The organism is Shewanella sp. Shew256, from assembly GCF_002196695.1.
Classification (GTDB): domain Bacteria; phylum Pseudomonadota; class Gammaproteobacteria; order Enterobacterales; family Shewanellaceae; genus Shewanella; species Shewanella mangrovisoli.
Genome location: NZ_NAJR01000017.1, coordinates 1 through 20,131 on the forward strand (window position 1 = coordinate 1; position 20,131 = coordinate 20,131).

Here is a 20,131-nt window from a genome sequence, read left to right on the forward strand (position 1 = left end):
GCTATGAACACTCATTCATTGATTTAAATTTTGATTACTCGCCAAACGGCAGAGTAATTTCGATTAACTCAACACCTGTGAGTGTCCACACAGATTTCTTGTTTAGATTGTTAAAGAGCATTTGACCATTCACTTCGCGTTACCGCTCAGCGGGTCAGGGCTGCGTATTCTACGCATTTCCCCAGTCGCGTCAAGGCGTTTTTGCAAACTTCTTGAAGCTTTCGAACCAAGTGCACATTTTGCATTCGATTCGCACTGTCACCGCATCTGCTTTCGCTGTCTGCCGTGTCAGTGGATGCGCATTATAGGCAGCAGAACTTTTTGTGCAAGGGCTTTTTGTCAGAAAATTACGATTAATCATCTAGACGCCTAGATATCCAGCAACATGAATAAAAAAGGGGCTAAACAGCCCCTTTTTAAACTCATTTGGTTAACGAAACAGTAACTATGGACTGAAGAATCGCGATTCTTGCTCGACTTCGATTTCTTCACCATCGATATGGGTTTTCACTTTTATCTCGATGTTAGTCACTGAACGCGAAAGTTCGACCGGATCAACTCCAACACTGATAGGTAGAGTTAGCACTTCACCCCCAGCAATCGTCACAGAGGTAGGCCCATACCACTTATAGTTGTTAAGACCTTCAACACTCATTGTGTATTCATGGGCTTGTTCTGTCTTGTTGAGAATTTTCAGGGTGAAAGTGTTTTCAATCAGCCCTTGATTGTTTTCTCTGTAGAGTTGGTTACGGTCGCGGATAATATCCATACGCACGGGAGCAATCGTCGCGCTCGCATAGATAAAGATCAGGATCATGGCGGCTAACACCACACCATAGCCCACCAGCTTAGGACGTAATACTTTCTCTTTAATACCTTCGAGTTTATTTTCGGTGGTATAGCTAATCAGCCCTAGAGGGTATCCCATGCGCTCCATGGTTTGGTCACAAGCGTCAATACAGGCGCCGCAGTTAATACATTCGTATTGCAAGCCGTTACGAATATCGATACCCGTTGGGCAAACTTGGACACAGAGGTCGCAGTCGATACAGTCGCCTAAGCCCATTTCTTTGGGGTCGGCTTTGCGTGAACGCGGGCCGCGAGTCTCACCGCGTTTGGCATCGTAACCAACGATATAGGTGTTTTTATCAAACATCGCCGATTGGAAACGCGCGTACGGGCACATATGGATACACATGATTTCACGCATCCAACCCGCATTACCGTAGGTCGCTAAGGTAAAAAAGATAACCCAAAAATAGATGGCACCCGATGCATTAAGGGTAAATACATCGACATACACTTCACGGCTCGGCACAAAATAGGACACAAAGGTCATGGCCGTGATGAGCGAAAGCACAATCCATGCGGTATGTTTTGCCGTTTTGCGCCAGATTTTGTCAAAACCCCACGGCATTTGATCTAACTTAATGCGCTTATTACGGGCACCTTCGAGTTTTTCTTCGAACCAGATGAACATAAAGGTCCATACGGTTTGCGGACAGGTGTAACCACACCAGACTCGGCCGAGGTAGGTTGTCACGAAAAATAACGCAAAGGCGGCTATCATAAAGAGAGCGGCAAGTAAGGTCAGATCCTGTGGCCAAATCGTTAAACCAAAGACATGGAACTTCTGCTCAGCCAGATTGAACCAAACGGCTTGACGGTCTCCCCAAGGGATCCAAGGTAAGATTAGGAAGAAGAGCATTGCGACCCAGCCCATACGGCGGCGTACGCTACTCCATAATCCATCGATGGCCCGGACATAAATCCGGTTGCGGGGGTTAAAGCGATCAGCCTTATCTGCATCTGGCTGGTGAATCTTAATTCGATTGGTTTTCGAATAGTCCTTGTTATTAGATTCTGCGTTCATCGTGACAGCCTTTTACTGCTTTAATATTGGACGAAAACTGGCTTATTATACCCATATTATTAATGGTTATTCACTTATGTTGGACTAAAAGATGAAAGGTTGGATCATATTAGCGCTCCTGTGTGGTGCATTATATTACTTATACACCGAAACAGACAAACTAGATGCACCTATAGCTAAAACAGAGGAAATGGTTCAGAAGATAGAAAACAAAATGGGTTCGATGACGGGCACCCAAATTATTAAGATCGATCAGAAACGCACTAAGGCTCGAACAGCCATTTTGGAGCGACTATCGGCTCCTGAAGTCGAAGAGTTTAATAAAATCCCACTTACCGAAGACGGCATTGCCGATTTTAAAGACAGCTACTGCGGCACTAAAGCGCCCGAGCACCCAATCTTTAGCCGAGATAACCTGTTTTATATCTGCGATAACCTCTAATCCCACTTACAGGCAAACGGAATTTTGCAACCCATCACTAAGCATGGCGCTTAGGCGATTGACCAAAGACATGATTCCGCCTAGCCTTTGAACTTCAATTACATAGGCCTTGTATCATGACTAAACCAGTATCAGATATTTTTGATCCCGCACTGTGGGATGAAGTCAGCGGATTTAACTTCGACGATATTACTTACCATAGAGCCAAAGCCCACGGCACAGTGCGTATCGCCATCAACCGTCCAAATTGCCTCAACGCCTTCCGCCCAAAGACGGTCGACGAGTTGTATATCGCCCTCGATCACGCTCGCCAATGGTCCGATGTAGGTTGTGTGTTACTCACGGGCAATGGCCCCTCGGCCAAAGGACAATATTCGTTTTCCTCTGGTGGCGATCAACGCATTCGCGGTAAAGATGGTTATAAATATGAAGGGGCTGAAGAAGGCAAAGCCGATTTAGCCAGAATGGGACGGTTACATATCCTCGAAGTCCAACGATTGATCCGCTTTATGCCTAAAGTGGTGATCGCAGTCGTGCCGGGTTGGGCGGTGGGTGGCGGCCATAGTTTGCACGTTGTCTGCGACTTAACCTTAGCCTCGAAGGAACACGCAGTCTTCAAACAAACCGATCCCGATGTTGCTAGTTTCGACTCAGGCTATGGCAGTGCTTATCTTGCCAAGATGATTGGCCAAAAGCGTGCGCGAGAAATTTTCTTCTGTGGCTTTAACTACAGTGCCGATGAAGCCTTTGCCATGGGAATGGTGAATAAATCGGTTCCCCATGCCGAACTCGAAGTTGAAGCATTAAGATGGGCCAAAGAGATTAACTCTAAATCGCCGACAGCAATGCGTATGCTGAAGTACGGCTTTAACATGACAGACGATGGCATGGTCGGTCAGCAACTGTTTGCGGGTGAAGCGACACGCTTAGCCTATGCCAGCGCAGAAGCTCAAGAAGGGCGCGATGCTTTCCTCGAGAAACGTGACCAGGACTTTTCCGCGTTTCCTTGGCATTACTAATCGAAGCTGATTGCCATATAAAGCCCTCATGCGAGGGCTTTATATTTTTTAGCGCTTATAGATAGAAAAAACCGTTTAAACTAATCTCAAAATACGGGTTTAAATTTTAATGAGAATTGTTATCATCTAATCATTCCCAATTGGGGCTAACATTAGAGGATAACATCATGACCAAGACATTAACTTTTGCCGTATTACATTTCAGCGTTGCCTTCACCGTTACCTATTTATTAACTGGTAGTGTTTTGGTCGGTGGTGCCGTCGCCTTAGTTGAGCCAGCGATAAACACCGTAGTGTTTTATTTCCACGATAAAGTATGGAAACGTTTCGAGGCAAAAAAGCAGAACGCACTTGATGCAATAACGGCTTAATACACTCAGCCACCAGCATATACTCTAATAAAGCCCCAATAAAAAACCGCCATTTAGGCGGTTTTTTATTGCTTCCGATTTATTCCACCGTCACCGATTTAGCGAGGTTACGTGGTTGATCCACATCGGTGCCCTTAATTAAGGCAACGTGATACGACAGCAACTGTAATGGGATGGTGTAAATCAGCGGCGCCATAAAAATATCGCAGTGTGGAACCGGGATAACCTTCATGGTCTCGTCAGATTCAAACTCTGCATCCACATCGGCGAAGACATACATTAAACCACCACGGGCACGCACTTCTTCAACGTTAGATTTCAGCTTTTCTAACAGTTCGTTGTTTGGCGCCACCACGATGACGGGCATGTCGGCATCAATCAACGCCAGTGGACCATGTTTCAGCTCGCCAGAGGCATATGCCTCAGCATGGATGTAGGAGATCTCTTTAAGTTTTAGCGCACCTTCCATCGCAATCGGGTACTGATCGCCACGGCCAAGGAATAAGGCATGGTGTTTGTCGGCAAAGTCTTCCGCCAATTCAGCAATAGCATCATCTAAGCTTAAGGCTTGCTCCACTTTAGCAGGCATAGACTGTAGGCTTTGGGTGATCTCCGCCTGCATTTGCTCAGACATGCCATTATGGCGACCGATCACCGCGGTCAGCATTAACAAACCTGCCAGCTGCACAGTAAAGGCCTTGGTCGAAGCAACGCCAATCTCAGCGCCCGCTTTCATCATGTACGCCATGTCAGACTCACGAACTAAGGAAGAGCCTGGAGCGTTACAGATAGTCAGCGTCGCCTTATAACCCATTTCTTTAGCTAAGCGCATCGCCGCCAGCGTATCGGCAGTCTCGCCCGATTGAGAAATGGTCACCAACAGGCTGTTAGGGAACAAATGCGACTTGCGGTAGCGGAATTCGGAGGCGATTTCGACATTACAAGAAACGCCGGCCCAATCCTCTAACCAATAACGCGCCGCCATACCCGCATGGTAACTAGTACCACAGGCAATGATTTGTACGTGTTTGATATCTTTTAAGAACTCAGCAGCATTATCGCCAAAAGCCGTGTCGAGCACTTGCTTGTTAGCGATGCGACCTTCGATAGTGCGTGTCAGCGCCAATGGCTGCTCATAAATTTCTTTGAGCATATAGTGGCGATATTCACCTTTGTCACCAGCATCGTGGGTGATTTCTGATTCTTTAACTTCGCGCTCAACTTTATTGCCATGCACATCGAAAATGCTCACGGTGCGACGAGTCACTTCAGCCACGTCACCTTCTTCTAAAAACGCGAAAGAACGGGTCACAGGCAGCAGCGCCAATTGATCAGACGCGACAAAGTTTTCACCTAAACCAAAACCAATCACCAGTGGACTACCAGAACGCGCCACAACCATGCGCTCGCTATCGCGACGGTCAATCACCACAGTGCCATAAGCGCCTTCGAGTTGTTTTACCGTGGCTTGCACCGCAGCCAGTAAGGTGTCGTGCGTTTTTAATTCGTGATGAACTAAGTGGCAAATCACTTCGGTGTCGGTATCCGAGCTAAAGTGATAGCCCAGCTCTTTAAGCATTTCGCGCAGTTTATGATGGTTTTCGATAATGCCATTGTGCACCACGGCAATATCGCCTTCAGATAAATGTGGGTGAGCATTGCGCTCGCTTGGCTCACCATGGGTAGCCCAACGAGTATGTGCAATACCTGTGCCGCCCGCTAGCGGGTCGGTTTCGAGTGCGGCAGAAAGCTCCTGCACTTTACCCACGCGGCGAGTACGATTCAGTTCGCCATTGTGGATCACGGCAACGCCTGCGGAGTCATATCCACGATATTCTAAACGACGTAAACCTTCGACCAGAATTTCGGCCACATCCCTTTGCGCCACGGCGCCAACGATTCCGCACATAGTTTTTACCTATAAAATGAAAAATAAAAATGAAGTTGTATGAGTCATTTGCTCTGGCTTATCACGGGCAAATGCCTAAGGCGAGTAGGGCGCTAAGATGACTTTCACGCCTTGCTCGGTAATTTGGTTAAGGGCGCTCTCTTCGATGCGAGCATCGGTGACTAGCACACTGATTTGCGACCAAGGTAGTTCTAAGTTAGGGATTCGCTTACCAATTTTGTCCGAATCCACCATAACGATCACTTCGCGGGAAACCTCTGCCATCACCTTGCTTAAACCCGTCAGCTCATTAAAGGTGGTGGTGCCGCGCGCTAGATCGATACCATCGGCACCGATAAAGAGTTGATCGAAGTTATAGGAGCGCAATACTTGCTCGGCCACTTGCCCCTGGAACGACTCAGAATGGGGATCCCAGGTTCCGCCGGTCATCAATAGGGTGGGCTCATTTTCTAGTTCGTGAATCGCATTAGCCAAATGCAGAGCATTGGTCATGACCACCAGGCCACGCTTGTGGTTGAGTTCAGCAATCAGGCCTGAAGTAGTGGTACCACTGTCGATGATGATGCGATTGTGATCTTTAATTAACTGCGCCGCGGCTTTAGCGATGGATAACTTGTTAGGGGCAATCTTGGTAGAAAACTGTTGTGTCACTTCATCGGGAATAGCCACAGCACCACCATAGCGGCGTAGCAACAGTCCGGTTTTTTCAAGCTCAGCCAAGTCTTTACGAATAGTCACTTCTGAGGTTTCGAAACGTAATGACAACTCATCGACACTCACTTCACCCTGTTCATTCAGAATGCTGATAATACTGTGACGTCGTTGCTGTGTGTTTCGTTTATTCATAAAACCTTTCAGTTAACTTTCGATTCGAAAGTTATATTATAGAGAAACGAAACATTTTTGCTAGTATTCGAAAGGTGTTTTTAGAGTGAAAATGATGTAGTTGATGAGTTTTTAAAATTAACCTAATGAAAAGCAATAAAAAAGCAGTCCACCTATCGATGAACTGCTTTGAGCGAGCTAAAACTTAAGCGTTGAAAGTGAAGTTAGAACTTAGCTTCAAGTGCCACGCTGAAGTTACGATCTTGGCCTAAGGTCACCATATTGTATTGACCGCCATCGATATAATCGGTATCAAACAGGTTTCTCACGTTCGCGCGGATGCTAACGTCTTTACCCATAATATCCATAGTGTAGGCAGCACCGATATCGAAGCGAACATAACCGTCTTTACTGATAGTGTTATCCAGGTTAGCAAAACGCTCGCCAACATAGATAGCACCGAAGTTCATTGCAAAGTTATCGGTTACTTCATAACGAGTCCAGATATTGGCCGACCATTCAGGGGCATCGATAGGCGTTTTACCTTCGCGCTCATCACCCGTTTGATACTCAGCATCGAGGTACATCATAGATGAAGTCACAAACCAGCTATCGCCTAGCTTACCTTGGGCCCCGACTTCAAAGCCGCGGTGTTTTTGCTCACCGCCTTGGGTGGTGATTGAAGTGTATTTTCCATCTTCACTTCGTGGGTCACTTGCTGTCAGCACCTCATTGATAGAGATATTCTCAAGCGTGACATCAAATACCGCAGCCGTTAATAACAAGCTATCGTCAAACAGTTCCCACTTAGTCCCCACTTCATATTGAATGCCATATTCAGGTTTGAGGTTAGTGTCATGATTAACATTTAGAGGGTCGGTAATACCACCTTGCGGTGTAAAGCTCTTAGAGTAGTTAACGTATATGCTGCCATTGGTCATTGGTGAATAGATCACCCCAAATTTAGGTGATACGGCATAGCTATTTTCACCAAATCCATCTTTTTTCTGCTCGTCATAACGTACCCCAGCGAGCAATTTCCATTGTTCGTTGATGGTCATTAAATCTTGCAGATAGAAACCGTAGTATTTGTATTCATTTGGAGTGCCTTTCTTACCTGTATGGTAATCAAGATCCGGTTGAATCACTGGCTGACCAGGAATAACGGTTTGCGCTGCGCCACGGGCGATTTGTTGCTGGTAGAAGTAATCGAGATAGTTAGCGCCAATCAGCAACTGATGCTCCATACCCGCTAATGCAAACTCGCCTGTAAAATCGACATAGGCGGTTTTATGCTGCCAATCATCGTAACGATCGAATGGTCTAATGCTGTATCCCGAGGTGAATGGGTCTTCATTATATTGCGGCGCAGAATCGAAACGCTGGCGGTTAAACTGTTGATCGTTATAACCCAGTTTAACTTTCCAATCGTCACTCATATGCCAAGTTAAATCTGCACCTAAGTTAGAAACCGTGTTATCGGTAAAGGCCCAAGGCGCATCCCAGATGGTTTTACGTTGACCAACAACATTACCTTGCTTATCTAACCAACTGCCAGCATCGATACCGGTTTTATCTTGGGTATGGTCGTATTTCAGTGACAATAACAGATCATCACTGATATCGAATTCTAGGTTCAAATAACCTAACCAACGATCACGCTCTTGGTTTTCATCGGTCGTTGAATATTCACGCCAGTATTTAGTGTCTTGTTTGACTAACACACCGCGGTAACGAATGCTTTGAGCCTCGTTTAAGCTACCACCCGCGTCTAACTGTGCGCGAGTAGAGCCGTAACCGTCGGTATCAAACCCTAAGTTGAGCATAGAATCATAGGTGGGTTTCTTGGTGACCATATTCACCAAACCGCCGGGGCCAGATTGGCCATATAACATGCTCGAAGGGCCTTTCAGCACTTCGACTTGCTGCAGGGTTTCAATAGGTTGGACGTAGTGGGACCATTGCTGGTGGCCGTTGATCAGGTAACCGTTGCCCGAATCTAATTCAAAACCACGAATACTGAAGACTTGGCGGTTCCAACGGGTAGTTCCCGCTGTCACACTTGAATCGTTTACTAAGACTTCCGCAAGGTTAGTCGCTAATTGTTCATCGGTGACAAAGTCGGGGATAACATTCACAGATTGTGGTGTATCCATTAAGTCGATATCACCACGCATAGCACCGGATGCACTGCCGACTTTATAGTCGTTAAACGTACGGCCAGTCACATTAATGCGCTCAATGTTTTCATCATTTGGCGCCTCGGCCATAACAGGCATCGCCATTAATGCAGACCCTACGGCCAAACCAACCACTGAATATTTAAATACCATTGCCAACACCTCAAGTAGACCTTTCGTCTTAGAATTGCAGGCAATATAAATAAGAATTGTTTTTATTTAATCATCTTTACACGAATTTACAATTCAGCGTGACCTGGATCAACTTTCAATAAAAACAATGAATTAGCCATAACACCCCAGTCTTAATTCAACATTAATTTGGCTAATTTTTATTTAATAAGGATTTTTAGCTTTGACAAAAAACATAAAGCGGCAATAGGCCGCTTTATATTGACTGAGTACAGCGCCGTTATTTCTTAATCTTTACCGGACGTTGCCAGCCAGTCAGATGTTTTTGCTTAACACGGGTGATAACCAGCTCATCCTCACCCACATCACGGGTAATTGTTGACCCAGCACCCAGCGTCGCGCCTTTACCAATGGTCACTGGCGCCACCAGCTGAGTATCACTTCCCACAAACACATTGTCTTCGATTACGGTTAAGTGTTTATTGGCACCATCGTAATTACAGGTAATAGTACCCGCACCAATATTCACGCCCGCACCGATTTGCGCATCACCTAAATAGGCTAAATGACCCGCCTTAGAACCCACACCTAAAACGGCCTTTTTCATCTCTACAAAGTTGCCGATATGGGCATCCTGCATTAACTCAGCACCGGGGCGTAAACGGGCAAAAGGCCCGGCACTGGCGGCAACGCCCAGCTTCGCGCCTTCGATAATAGAGTAAGGTTTGATCTCGGCATTATCGGCAATTTCACAGTCGATAAGAATCGCGCCAGCGCCGATGCTAACGTTATTACCAATCACCACTTTGCCTTCGAAAATCACGTTCACATCGACCATTACATCCATACCGACCGTCACTTCACCACGGATATCGATACGGCTTGGGTCACGTAGGTTTGCGCCAGCAATCATCAGCTTCTCAGCTTCGCGGGCCTGATAAGCTCGCTCTAATTGGGCGAGTTGCACGCGGTTATTAGCACCTTCCACTTCGATAGCAGACTGTGGCTGAGCGGTATTGATCTCAACGCCATCGGCGTGGGCCATGGCAATAATGTCAGTGAGATAGTATTCGCCCTGGGCATTGTTATTCGATAAGCGACCAAGCCAGGTTTTTAATGCCTTGCCCGGCACCGCCATAATGCCCGTATTGATTTCATTGATGGCGAGTTGCTCGGCATTGGCATCCTTTTGTTCGACGATGCCGACAACCTTACCCTGCTCACGCACGATACGGCCATAGCCAGTTGGATTGGTTAGATTAACGGTTAAAATCGCCACGCCATTATCGGGACGCGCAGCAAGCAATGCTTCAAGCGTAGAGGCTTGGATCAAAGGCACATCACCGTAAAGGATCAGCACAGTGTCATTATCATCGATATTGGGAATCGCCTGAGCGACCGCATGGCCTGTGCCTAACTGCTCAGCTTGCAACATCCAATTGAGTTGCTGCTCGCCCAAAGCCGATTTTAATTTGTCGGCGCCATAGCCGTACACCAATTGAATGGCATTGCTGCCGATACTGTGGGCGGTATCGATAACATGCTGCACCATGCTCTTGTGGGCGATAGGGTGTAATACCTTGGGAAGATCCGAGCGCATGCGAGTTCCTTTTCCTGCCGCTAAGATCACTACATTTAATGCCATTGCCATATCCTTGATTAACATCCCAAAGGGATAAACTGAGCTCGATTTAATGGCGCAATTTTAACGGAAAGGCACAGCAAAGCGAAAGGCAGATATCAAAACGCAGCGAAAAAACCAACAAAAAAGGCGGGTATCTTTCGATAACCGCCTTTTATCACAAACAATAACCTTTATCTGGCAATGTTTTTCTTGATGGTTTCAACAACACGTAATTGAGCCATTGCTTTCGCTAACTCAACCATAGCGGCGTCATAATTGAAGTCCGCACCCGCAGTCGCCATATGGGCTTCTGCACGACGCTTGGCTTCTAATGCTGCCTGCTCATCAATATCTTTGGCACGCATAACCACATCAGCCAACACAGAAACAGAAGAAGGTTGCACTTCCAGTAAACCACCAGAAAGATAAAACACTTCTTCGCTGCCGTCTTGTTTGACGATGCGCGCCATGCCAGGTTTGATATAGCTTAACAGTGGAGCGTGGCCATGCATGATGCCCAACTCACCTTCAGAACCGGTCACTTGTAGGCTAGCTACGCGACCTGAGAAGATGCTGCTCTCTGCGCTTACTATATCAAGCTGTACTGTCATGGCTGCCATCCCGTTCTCCTTAAAAAACTAAGTATGACTACTTAGTTATTTCTTTTTGTTAGCTTTCTCGACAGCTTCGTCGATAGAACCAACCATGTAGAACGCTTGTTCTGGAATGTGGTCGAACTCGCCACTCAGAATTCCCTTGAAGCCACGGATAGTGTCTTTCAGAGATACGTACTTACCAGGAGAACCAGTAAAGACTTCTGCTACGTGGAAAGGCTGAGACAAGAAACGCTCAATCTTACGTGCACGGGAAACGGTCATCTTATCTTCGTCTGACAGTTCGTCCATACCGAGAATCGCAATGATGTCTTTCAGCTCTTTGTAGCGTTGCAGAACAGTTTGTACACCGTTAGCTACGTCATAGTGCTCTTGACCAACCACTAATGGATCTAATTGACGAGAAGTCGAATCCAGTGGGTCAACCGCTGGGTAAATACCCAGAGAAGCGATTTGACGTGACAATACAACAGTCGCATCTAAGTGAGCGAAGGTTGTTGCTGGTGACGGGTCAGTCAAGTCGTCCGCAGGAACGTATACCGCTTGTACAGAGGTAATAGAACCAGTCTTAGTTGAAGTAATACGCTCTTGCAGAACGCCCATTTCTTCAGCCAGAGTGGGTTGGTAACCTACTGCAGAAGGCATACGACCTAACAGTGCTGATACTTCAGTACCGGCTAGGGTGTAACGGTAGATGTTGTCAACGAACAACAGAACGTCACGACCTTCGTCACGGAATTTTTCAGCCATAGTCAGACCTGTCAGTGCTACACGCAGACGGTTTCCTGGTGGCTCGTTCATTTGACCATAAACCATGGCTACTTTGTCGAGAACGCCAGAATCCTTCATCTCGTAGTAGAAGTCGTTACCCTCACGAGTACGCTCACCTACACCGGCGAATACAGAAAGACCTGAGTGAGCTTTAGCGATGTTGTTAATCAGTTCCATCATGTTAACTGTCTTACCAACACCCGCACCACCGAACAGACCTACTTTACCACCCTTAGCGAATGGACATACAAGGTCGATAACCTTGATACCAGTCTCTAACAGTTCAGTCGTGTTTGATTGCTCTTCGTATGAAGGAGCGCTGCGGTGAATCACATAACGTTCTTCTTCGCCAATTGCGCCAGCTTCATCAATAGGGTCGCCTAATACGTTCATGATACGGCCAAGAGTGGCAGTACCAACAGGAACAGAAATAGGTGAACCTGAGTTTACTACCTCAAGACCACGACGCAGACCATCAGAAGTACCCATAGCGATGGTACGAACTACACCACCACCTAGTTGTTGCTGAACTTCCAGCACCAAACCATTACAGGAGCCTTCACCTGTGATCTTCAGAGCGTCATATACCTGAGGTACGGCATCTTGTGGAAACTCTACGTCCACAACCGCGCCAATCACTTGGACAACAGTACCTGTGCTCATGATTAATCCTCTAAAACTTGTATTCGTTACCTAACCTAAACCGCAGAGGCACCAGAAACAATTTCCGACAGTTCCTGCGTAATCGCAGCCTGACGAGCCTTGTTATAGACCAATTGCAAATCGTCAATCAGTGTACCCGCGTTGTCTGTTGCCGCCTTCATCGCCACCATACGGGCAGCCTGTTCAGAAGCAATGTTTTCAACAACACCTTGGTAAACCTGAGATTCTACATAACGAACCAATAAGGTATCCAAAAGGGCTTTTGGATCTGGCTCGTAGATGTAGTCCCAACGATGAGCAACCTCATCATCTTCCGATTTAGGCAAAGGTAGCAGCTGCTCGATCACAGGAGTCTGCGTCATAGTGTTTACAAACTTGTTGAACACTACGTACAGACGATCCAGTTTGCCTTCGTTGTAAGCATCTAGCATTACACGTACTGTCCCGATCAGGTCAGCGAGCTTTGGCGCATCGCCTAAACCTGAAGCATGGGCAGATACTTGACCGCCAAAGCTTTTGAAAAACTGAACACTACGAGCACCAATTGGGCAAAATTCAAATTCTGCACCTTGCTCTTTCCAGCTTTTCACGTCTGAAACAACCTTTTTAAAGAGGTTGACGTTCAGACCACCACAAAGGCCACGGTCGGTTGCTACAACAATGTAACCAACCCGCTTGGCCTCTCTCACCTCTAAGTAGGGGTGTTTATACTCGAGAGAACCTTGCGCTACGTGACCGATCACCTTACGCATGCTTTCCGCGTATGGACGGCTTGCAGCCATGCGTTCCTGCGCTCTGCGCATTTTGCTGGCTGCCACCATTTCCATGGCGGACGTGATCTTCTGAGTGTTTTTCACACTCGCGATCTTGGTTTTAATCTCTTTAGCGCCGGCCATCTCTACTCTCCAATCTGGACCTGAGGTGCCTTAAGACACCTCTATCATTGTTACCAGGTTTGGGTTGCTACGAACTTGTCGAGGCCAGCTTTTAATTCAGCTTCGATATCGGCGTTATAATCGCCAGTCTCGTTGATAAGCTTGATTAAAGCAGCATGCTCGCTGTTCATGTACGAGAGCAGAGCGGCTTCGAAATCACCAACTTTTTTCAGCTCAACGCCCTTCAGGTAACCTTTTTCAGCTGCGAAAATTGACACAGCTTGAGCGGCTACGCTCATAGGAGCATATTGTTTTTGCTTCATCAGTTCGGTAACACGCACACCATGCTCAAGTTGAGCACGAGTTGCATCGTCTAAGTCGGATGCAAACTGTGAGAACGCAGCAAGTTCACGATACTGTGCAAGAGCGGTACGGATACCACCAGACAGTTTCTTGATGATCTTAGTCTGAGCCGCACCACCAACACGAGAAACAGAAATACCTGGGTTAACCGCTGGACGTAAGCCAGAGTTAAACAGATCGGTCTCAAGGAAGATCTGACCGTCAGTAATAGAAATTACGTTGGTCGGTACGAATGCAGATACGTCACCCGCCTGAGTTTCAATAATAGGCAGCGCGGTTAAAGAACCGGTTTGACCTGTTACAGCACCCTTAGTGAACTTCTCTACATATTCTTCGTTTACGCGTGAAGCACGCTCTAATAAACGAGAGTGTAGATAGAATACGTCACCAGGATAAGCTTCACGGCCTGGTGGACGCTTCAGCAGTAACGAGATCTGACGGTAAGCAACAGCTTGCTTAGACAGGTCATCGTATACGATCAGAGCATCTTCACCGCGGTCGCGGAAGTATTCACCCATAGCACAACCAGAGTATGGTGCTAAGTATTGCAGTGCTGCAGCTTCAGAAGCTGTTGCTACTACAACGATAGTGTTAGCTAATGCACCGTGCTCTTCTAGCTTGCGTACTACGTTAGCGATAGTAGAAGCCTTTTGGCCTACTGCTACGTACACACATTTGATGCCAGAATCGCGCTGGTTGATGATTGCGTCGATCGCCATCGCTGTTTTACCAGTTTGACGGTCGCCAATGATCAATTCACGTTGGCCACGACCGATTGGGATCATAGCGTCAACGGCTTTATAACCAGTTTGAACTGGTTGATCTACTGACTTACGCTCGATAACACCTGGTGCGATCACTTCAACAGGAGAGAAACCATCGTTATCGATAGCGCCTTTTCCGTCAATTGGCTCACCCAGAGTGTTAACTACACGGCCTAACAGACCGCGACCGACTGGAACTTCCAGAATACGGCCAGTAGTTTTAACTTTTACGCCCTCAGCTAAATCAGCATAAGGACCCATTACTACGGCACCGACAGAATCACGTTCAAGGTTCAACGCGATTGCAAAACGGCTACCAGGCAGTTCGATCATTTCACCTTGCATCACATCGGCTAGGCCGTGGATGCGGATAATGCCGTCACTTACCGCAACGATAGTACCTTCGTTACGAGATTCGCTAACGACTTCGAACTGCTCGATCCGCTGCTTAATCAGATCGCTGATTTCAGTGGAATTCAGTTGCATGCTCAAACTCCCAATTACGACTGCAGCTTTTCAGACAGACGCGATAACTTACCGCGGACAGAGCCATCAATGACTAAGTCACCTGCCTTAATAATTACACCGGCGATAAGCGCGGCGTCAGTGCTGCAATTCAGCTTAACTTTGCGTGCGAGACGTTTCTCTAAAGAATTACTGATCTGCTGCTGTTGTTCAGAGCTGAGCTCAGCTGCAGAAACCACATCGGCTTCCACTTCTTTTGCCCACTCATTACGGTATTGAGCAAAAAGCTCAGATACAGCAGGTAGTACCTTTAAGCGACCGTTTTCAGCCATTACCTTTATCAAGTTCTGACCTTGCTCATTGATTTGCTCACCACACACACTAATAAAGAGTGCGGCAAGTTTAGTACTGGCTAAAGAGCCAGTTAGCAGTGGCTGCATGGTTTCGTTTTCACTAACCAGTGCGGCGAACGTAAGCATTTCTGCCCAGCTATCCACTGCATTGTGTTCAACAGCAACGTCAAAAGCTGCCTTTGCGTAAGGGCGAGCGATGGTGGTTAATTCAGCCATAACTCAAACTCCCTTATCAAATTTCAGCGACTAGTTTATTAACTATGTCACTGTGGGCGGCTGGATCAATAGAACGCTCAAGGATCTTCTCAGCACCCATGATGGCAAGAGTAGCAACCTGCTTACGCAGATCCTCTTTCACGCGATTACGTTCAGCTTCAATTTCTGCTTTACCCTGAGCGATGATTTTTGCACGCTCAGCGTCTGCTTCGGCTTTAGCTTCTTCAACTATTTGAGCTTTACGCTTGTTAGCTTGCTCAATAATTTCGTTAGCAGTCACCTTGGCTTCTTTTAGTTGGTCAGTCGCTTTCGCTTGAGCCAACTCTAGGTCTTTTACCGCACGATCAGCATCAGCTAGACCGTCAGCAATCCTTTTTTGGCGCGCTTCGATGGCATTCATCAAAGGGGGCCATACAAACTTCATGCAGAACCACACGAAGATGATAAAGGCGACCGTCTGACCGATTAGGGTAGCGTTGAAATTCACAACAGCCTCCTATTTAGAGTTAAGACAGAAGCGTTTTTTTACAGCATTGCACCCAGTGGGTTGGTGAACAGCATGAATAATGCGATACCAACACCGATCATTGTTACGGCGTCTAACAGACCCGCTACGATGAACATTTTAACTTGCAGCATAGGAGCCATTTCTGGTTGACGCGCAGCGCCTTCCAGGAACTTGCCACCTAATAAGCCGAAACCGATTGCAGTACCAAGAGCACCCATACCAATCAGCAGAGCAACAGCGATAGCTGTCATGCCTAAAATCGTTTCCATCTGTATCTCCAGTATCTAAAATCTAAATCTAATTAGTTGATGATTTAGTTTAAAATTTCTTCAGCAATCCTTAATGATCTTCATGCGCCATGCTTAAGTAAACAATGGTCAACATCATGAAGATAAACGCCTGCAGCGTGATAACCAAAATGTGGAAAATTAACCAACCTAGTTGCAGAGTCACACCCAGGGAAGATAATAACAAGTTGGTACCATACATCAGCGCAATAAGGATGAAGATCAACTCACCTGCGTACAAGTTACCGAATAGACGCAATGCCAATGAAATTGGCTTAGCAACTAAAGTAACAGTCTCTAATAGGAGGTTGACGGGTATCATTGCCTTATGGTTAAAGGGCTGTAGCGTCAGTTCTTTAACAAAACCAGACACGCCTTTGACCTTAATGCTGTAGTAAATAATCAGCACAAACACACCGATAGCTAAGCTGAAGGTGATGTTTACGTCAGTTGTCGGAACCACTTTCAAGTATGGAACGCCCGCTAAACTTGCTAACCAAGGCAGCCAGTCAACAGGAAGCATATCCATGAAATTCATCATGAATACCCATACAAAAATGGTCAGAGCTAAAGGCGCGATCAGGGCATTGCGGCCATGAAAACTTTCTTTCACGCTGTTATCAACGAACTCAACGATCATCTCGATAAAGCATTGCAGCTTACCGGGAACCCCTGAAGTCGCTTTTTTACCAACACTACGGAAAATCCACAGGAACAGAACACCAAGACCAACCGAAAAGAACAACGAATCAATGTGCCATGTCCAGAAACCTTCACCAACATGTAAGTTGGTAAGGTGATGCTGGATATAGCCCTGCGGTGTTAACGCTTCACCAGGTGCAGCCATGATTCATCCCACTTAACTTTGCTTGAAGTATAAAGGAGCTGTCCAATGCACTATTAACGTCAGCACATAACAAACAAAAAGCGGCAAAAATGCCACCTCAAGCTTGCTAAACACCAATGAAAACATTGCGATGGTTAACAGCAACTTTACCGCTTCCCCCCAGTAAAAAGTTTTAATCACTTTTGCTGCTGAACTTGCTCCCGTATGAGAGAAAGCGAGGGTTGCGAATACAAAATTAGGGAGCACAGCAATTGAACCACCTGCTAACGCAGAATAGCCAAACTGAACTCCCCACACGACGAAAAAGAGAATTGAAGCACCCCCAGCCACCGCCGCCTGCATCATCACCAATTTATAGGCTGACCACCGGCCACGACGCGCTAAAACCTTACTCAACTCATCCTCTCCGCATTCATACTTTTTGTTTCGATGACCGGATGACAAATATCCGTATTTTTGTCGATGCACAAAAAGCTTGCGAAAGTATACCTTTTCACGCCTTCATTGCAACTTTGAGATAAGGAAAAACAGCACTTTTAACGTGATATAGCGCCAAAACAGTCAAAATCCAAAATTAACATATGTCACAAATTTACATTAAAAACTGTTAATCTACAGACATTAACGAATTTTGCTAAGAATTCCGTCTAATTCAGCCAGATTCTGATAGTTAATTACAATTTTACCCTTACCCTTACTGCTATGAGCGATCGAAACCTTAGCACCTAATCTTTCAATTAACTGCTGCTCTAAACGACAAACATCTTGATCTTTAGTCGTAGTTTCGACGGGTTTGGGCGGATTTAAGGTTTGATTAATCAATCGTTCAGTTTCGCGAACGGTTAATTCCTTGGCAGCCACTAATCTCGCCAGATTTGTTTGTTCTTCACCCTCAATTGCGAGCAAAGCGCGTGCATGGCCCATATCAATGTCGCCATACTCGAGTAAACGTTTAACCGGTTCATTTAACCCGTTTAACCGTAACAAGTTAGATACACTCGCGCGAGATTTTCCCACAACATCGGCAACCTGTTGGTGAGTCAGCTCAAATTCTTGCATCAAACGTTGTAATGCAATGGCTTCTTCCATAGCATTTAAGTCTTCACGTTGAATGTTTTCAATCAACGCAATGGCAACCGCCGCTTCATCGGGAACCGGTTTAACGATACAAGGGATTTTTTCGACACCCGCCAATTGGGAAGCGCGCCAACGGCGCTCACCGGCGATGATTTCATACTGGCTATCGCTGACAGGACGTACCACAATCGGCTGAATAATGCCTTGATTGCGGATGGAATGGGCGAGTTCTTCTAACGCCTCGGGAGACATATCCTTACGAGGTTGGTATTTACCCGGTTGTAGCAGGTCGAGATCTAGATGAATAAGTTCTTCTTTTTTATCGACAACAACCACTTCTTCCGTGTGTTTTTTACTCGCGGCGTGGCTGTTACTCAGTAAAGCATCTAAGCCTTTGCCTAACCCTCTTTTCTTTAACGTCATGGTTATCCTTTACGCTCGCTTAGCCTGAGTTTTCTGTTCGGAACGGCGGATCATCTCGCCCGCTAACGCTAAATATGCCTTAGCCCCCGCACTCGATTTATCGTAGTACATGGCGGGTGCACCAAAGCTCGGAGCCTCGGCCAAACGCACATTACGTGGGATCACAGTGCGATAAACCTTATCACCAAAATGCTGTTTTAGCTGATCGGACACATCATTCGACAGGCGATTACGCGGGTCATACATGGTCCGCAAAATCCCTTCAATCCCCAAACCAGGATTCACCACCGCCGCTAATTTGGTGATGGTATCAATCAAGGCGGTTAAGCCTTCCAGTGCAAAGTACTCACACTGCATTGGCACCAGCACGGAATCCGCCGCCGACATGGCATTCACAGTCAACATGTTGAGCGAAGGCGGGCAATCGATAAAGATATAATCGTATTGCTCTTTTATCGGCGCGAGCGCATTACGTAACCGCACTTCACGGGCAAAAAACTCCATGAGTTTAATTTCTGCTGCGGTCACATCGCCGTTACTGGCGATCAGATCGTATTTCCCCGTGGTGTCTTTGACCACAATCTCATCGAAGGGCTTTTCTTCAACCAGCAATTCGTAAGCCGTGTTTTCGACTTCGTATTTATCGACACCGCTGCCCATGGTGGCATTGCCCTGAGGATCGAGATCGATCAGCAGCACTTTACGCTTAGTCGCGGCTAAAGAGGCGGCTAAGTTGACACAAGTTGTTGTTTTCCCTACGCCACCTTTCTGGTTGGCCACGGCAATTACTTTACCCACAATGTCACCCTGTATGTAAATTCTGGTTTATTGCCTACTTAAAAATCCATGCAAAATGAGGAGCTTTAAGCCTGTTATTCTTTGATTATTTTGAGTAAATGTCTTTGCTCATCGAGTCTAGGCACTTGGAGTTCGATGGTTTCGGTCACCACAAATCCAGCAGGGATTTGTTGCATCTCTTCATCACTCAGTTGTCCCTTGAGCGCATAAAACTGTCCATGCTCGGCAGGCAAGTGATGGCACCATGTCAACATATCATGGATTGAGGCAAAGGCGCGGCTGAGCACTCCATCGAACTTTTGCTCGGGTTGATAGGCCTCGACTCGGCTTTCTATCGAACTAATATTGTGGATCCCGAGTTCAAAGGCCACTTGCTTTTGAAAACGGATCCGCTTGCCTAAGCTATCAAGCAGCACAAAGGTTTTATCTGGATTCATAATCGCTAAGGGAATGCCGGGCAACCCAGGGCCAGTACCTACATCGATAAAGCGCTCGCCCTGCAAATGGGGCGACACCACTAAGCTGTCCATGATATGACGGACAAGCATCGCCTCAGGATCTCTTACCGAGGTTAGGTTATAGGCTTTATTCCATTTGTTGAGCATGCCAACAAAATCAAGCAGTTGTTTTTTCTGCTCAGCCGTGGCGGGCAGATTAATTTCGGCTAAATAGGCCTCTAACTGGGCAGATAACACTGAACAACCTCAATAAAGATACGATTATAAACTCGCT

At 46.5% G+C, this 20,131-nt stretch carries 20 protein-coding genes; 3 read left to right on the top strand and 17 right to left on the bottom strand.

Translation table 11 applies throughout. The features are described from left to right. Nucleotides 1–445: 445 nt before the first annotated feature. Complete coding sequence (ccoG, locus tag B5P39_RS21105; protein ID WP_088212838.1) at nucleotides 446–1,873, bottom strand: cytochrome c oxidase accessory protein CcoG; 1,428 nt, start codon at nucleotides 1,871–1,873, stop codon at nucleotides 446–448. A gap of 91 nt (nucleotides 1,874–1,964) precedes the next feature. On the opposite strand from ccoG, the gene B5P39_RS21110 reads away from it, so the two are divergent. The 3 genes from B5P39_RS21110 (at nucleotide 1,965) to B5P39_RS21120 (ending at nucleotide 3,705) form a co-directional block, all read left to right on the top strand. Beyond that, entirely contained in the window at nucleotides 1,965–2,315 is a 351-nt protein-coding gene (locus tag B5P39_RS21110; RefSeq protein ID WP_088212839.1) for a hypothetical protein, read from the top strand. 116 nt (nucleotides 2,316–2,431) lie between these two features. Next, the gene (locus tag B5P39_RS21115) at nucleotides 2,432–3,334 is read left to right on the top strand and encodes a 1,4-dihydroxy-2-naphthoyl-CoA synthase (RefSeq protein WP_088212840.1); all 903 of its coding nucleotides are present in this window, start codon (nucleotides 2,432–2,434) and stop codon (nucleotides 3,332–3,334) included. 167 nt (nucleotides 3,335–3,501) lie between these two features. Next, nucleotides 3,502–3,705: a DUF2061 domain-containing protein gene (locus B5P39_RS21120; RefSeq protein WP_011718827.1), complete on the top strand. Its 204-nt coding sequence runs from the start codon at nucleotides 3,502–3,504 to the stop codon at nucleotides 3,703–3,705. Between the two features lie 79 nt (nucleotides 3,706–3,784). Here the strand turns inward: B5P39_RS21120 and glmS are convergent, their stop codons facing one another. The 16 genes from glmS to rsmG all read right to left on the bottom strand — a co-directional run bounded on the left by glmS (nucleotide 3,785) and on the right by rsmG (nucleotide 20,094). Next, nucleotides 3,785–5,614, bottom strand: a complete 1,830-nt coding sequence (glmS, locus tag B5P39_RS21125) for a glutamine--fructose-6-phosphate transaminase (isomerizing) (protein ID WP_011624641.1) — start codon at nucleotides 5,612–5,614, stop codon at nucleotides 3,785–3,787. A 75-nt stretch (nucleotides 5,615–5,689) separates the two neighbouring features. After that, a complete protein-coding gene (locus tag B5P39_RS21130; protein ID WP_088212841.1) occupies nucleotides 5,690–6,460 on the bottom strand; it encodes a DeoR/GlpR family DNA-binding transcription regulator in 771 nt (256 codons plus the stop codon). Between the two features lie 203 nt (nucleotides 6,461–6,663). After that, entirely contained in the window at nucleotides 6,664–8,772 is a 2,109-nt protein-coding gene (locus B5P39_RS21135; protein WP_088212842.1) for a TonB-dependent receptor, read from the bottom strand. Nucleotides 8,773–9,031: 259 nt separating this feature from the next. Then, nucleotides 9,032–10,396, bottom strand: coding sequence for a bifunctional UDP-N-acetylglucosamine diphosphorylase/glucosamine-1-phosphate N-acetyltransferase GlmU (glmU, locus tag B5P39_RS21140; RefSeq protein WP_088212843.1), 1,365 nt, complete (start codon nucleotides 10,394–10,396; stop codon nucleotides 9,032–9,034). A gap of 170 nt (nucleotides 10,397–10,566) precedes the next feature. Further along, a complete protein-coding gene (locus B5P39_RS21145) occupies nucleotides 10,567–10,995 on the bottom strand; it encodes a F0F1 ATP synthase subunit epsilon (RefSeq protein ID WP_011624645.1) in 429 nt (142 codons plus the stop codon). A 36-nt stretch (nucleotides 10,996–11,031) separates the two neighbouring features. Further along, entirely contained in the window at nucleotides 11,032–12,423 is a 1,392-nt protein-coding gene (atpD, locus tag B5P39_RS21150; protein WP_011718832.1) for a F0F1 ATP synthase subunit beta, read from the bottom strand. A gap of 35 nt (nucleotides 12,424–12,458) precedes the next feature. Further along, nucleotides 12,459–13,319, bottom strand: a complete 861-nt coding sequence (gene atpG, locus B5P39_RS21155; protein ID WP_011718833.1) for a F0F1 ATP synthase subunit gamma — start codon at nucleotides 13,317–13,319, stop codon at nucleotides 12,459–12,461. Between the two features lie 50 nt (nucleotides 13,320–13,369). Beyond that, a complete protein-coding gene (atpA, locus tag B5P39_RS21160) occupies nucleotides 13,370–14,911 on the bottom strand; it encodes a F0F1 ATP synthase subunit alpha (RefSeq protein ID WP_011718834.1) in 1,542 nt (513 codons plus the stop codon). Between the two features lie 14 nt (nucleotides 14,912–14,925). Continuing rightward, nucleotides 14,926–15,459, bottom strand: coding sequence for a F0F1 ATP synthase subunit delta (gene atpH, locus B5P39_RS21165; protein ID WP_088212844.1), 534 nt, complete (start codon nucleotides 15,457–15,459; stop codon nucleotides 14,926–14,928). A gap of 16 nt (nucleotides 15,460–15,475) precedes the next feature. Beyond that, nucleotides 15,476–15,946 (bottom strand): F0F1 ATP synthase subunit B, encoded by a 471-nt coding sequence (gene atpF / locus B5P39_RS21170; RefSeq protein WP_011624650.1) that lies wholly within the window; start codon nucleotides 15,944–15,946, stop codon nucleotides 15,476–15,478. 38 nt (nucleotides 15,947–15,984) lie between these two features. Then, nucleotides 15,985–16,236, bottom strand: coding sequence for a F0F1 ATP synthase subunit C (gene atpE / locus B5P39_RS21175; RefSeq protein ID WP_006083840.1), 252 nt, complete (start codon nucleotides 16,234–16,236; stop codon nucleotides 15,985–15,987). A 70-nt stretch (nucleotides 16,237–16,306) separates the two neighbouring features. Continuing rightward, entirely contained in the window at nucleotides 16,307–17,101 is a 795-nt protein-coding gene (gene atpB, locus B5P39_RS21180; RefSeq protein ID WP_011718837.1) for a F0F1 ATP synthase subunit A, read from the bottom strand. A 12-nt stretch (nucleotides 17,102–17,113) separates the two neighbouring features. Then, complete coding sequence (locus B5P39_RS21185; protein ID WP_011718838.1) at nucleotides 17,114–17,497, bottom strand: ATP synthase subunit I; 384 nt, start codon at nucleotides 17,495–17,497, stop codon at nucleotides 17,114–17,116. A gap of 225 nt (nucleotides 17,498–17,722) precedes the next feature. Further along, a complete protein-coding gene (locus tag B5P39_RS21190) occupies nucleotides 17,723–18,601 on the bottom strand; it encodes a ParB/RepB/Spo0J family partition protein (protein ID WP_011718839.1) in 879 nt (292 codons plus the stop codon). A 9-nt stretch (nucleotides 18,602–18,610) separates the two neighbouring features. Then, entirely contained in the window at nucleotides 18,611–19,399 is a 789-nt protein-coding gene (locus tag B5P39_RS21195; protein WP_088212845.1) for a ParA family protein, read from the bottom strand. 74 nt (nucleotides 19,400–19,473) lie between these two features. Further along, a complete protein-coding gene (gene rsmG / locus B5P39_RS21200) occupies nucleotides 19,474–20,094 on the bottom strand; it encodes a 16S rRNA (guanine(527)-N(7))-methyltransferase RsmG (protein ID WP_023266056.1) in 621 nt (206 codons plus the stop codon). Between the last annotated feature and the right edge of the window lie 37 nt (nucleotides 20,095–20,131).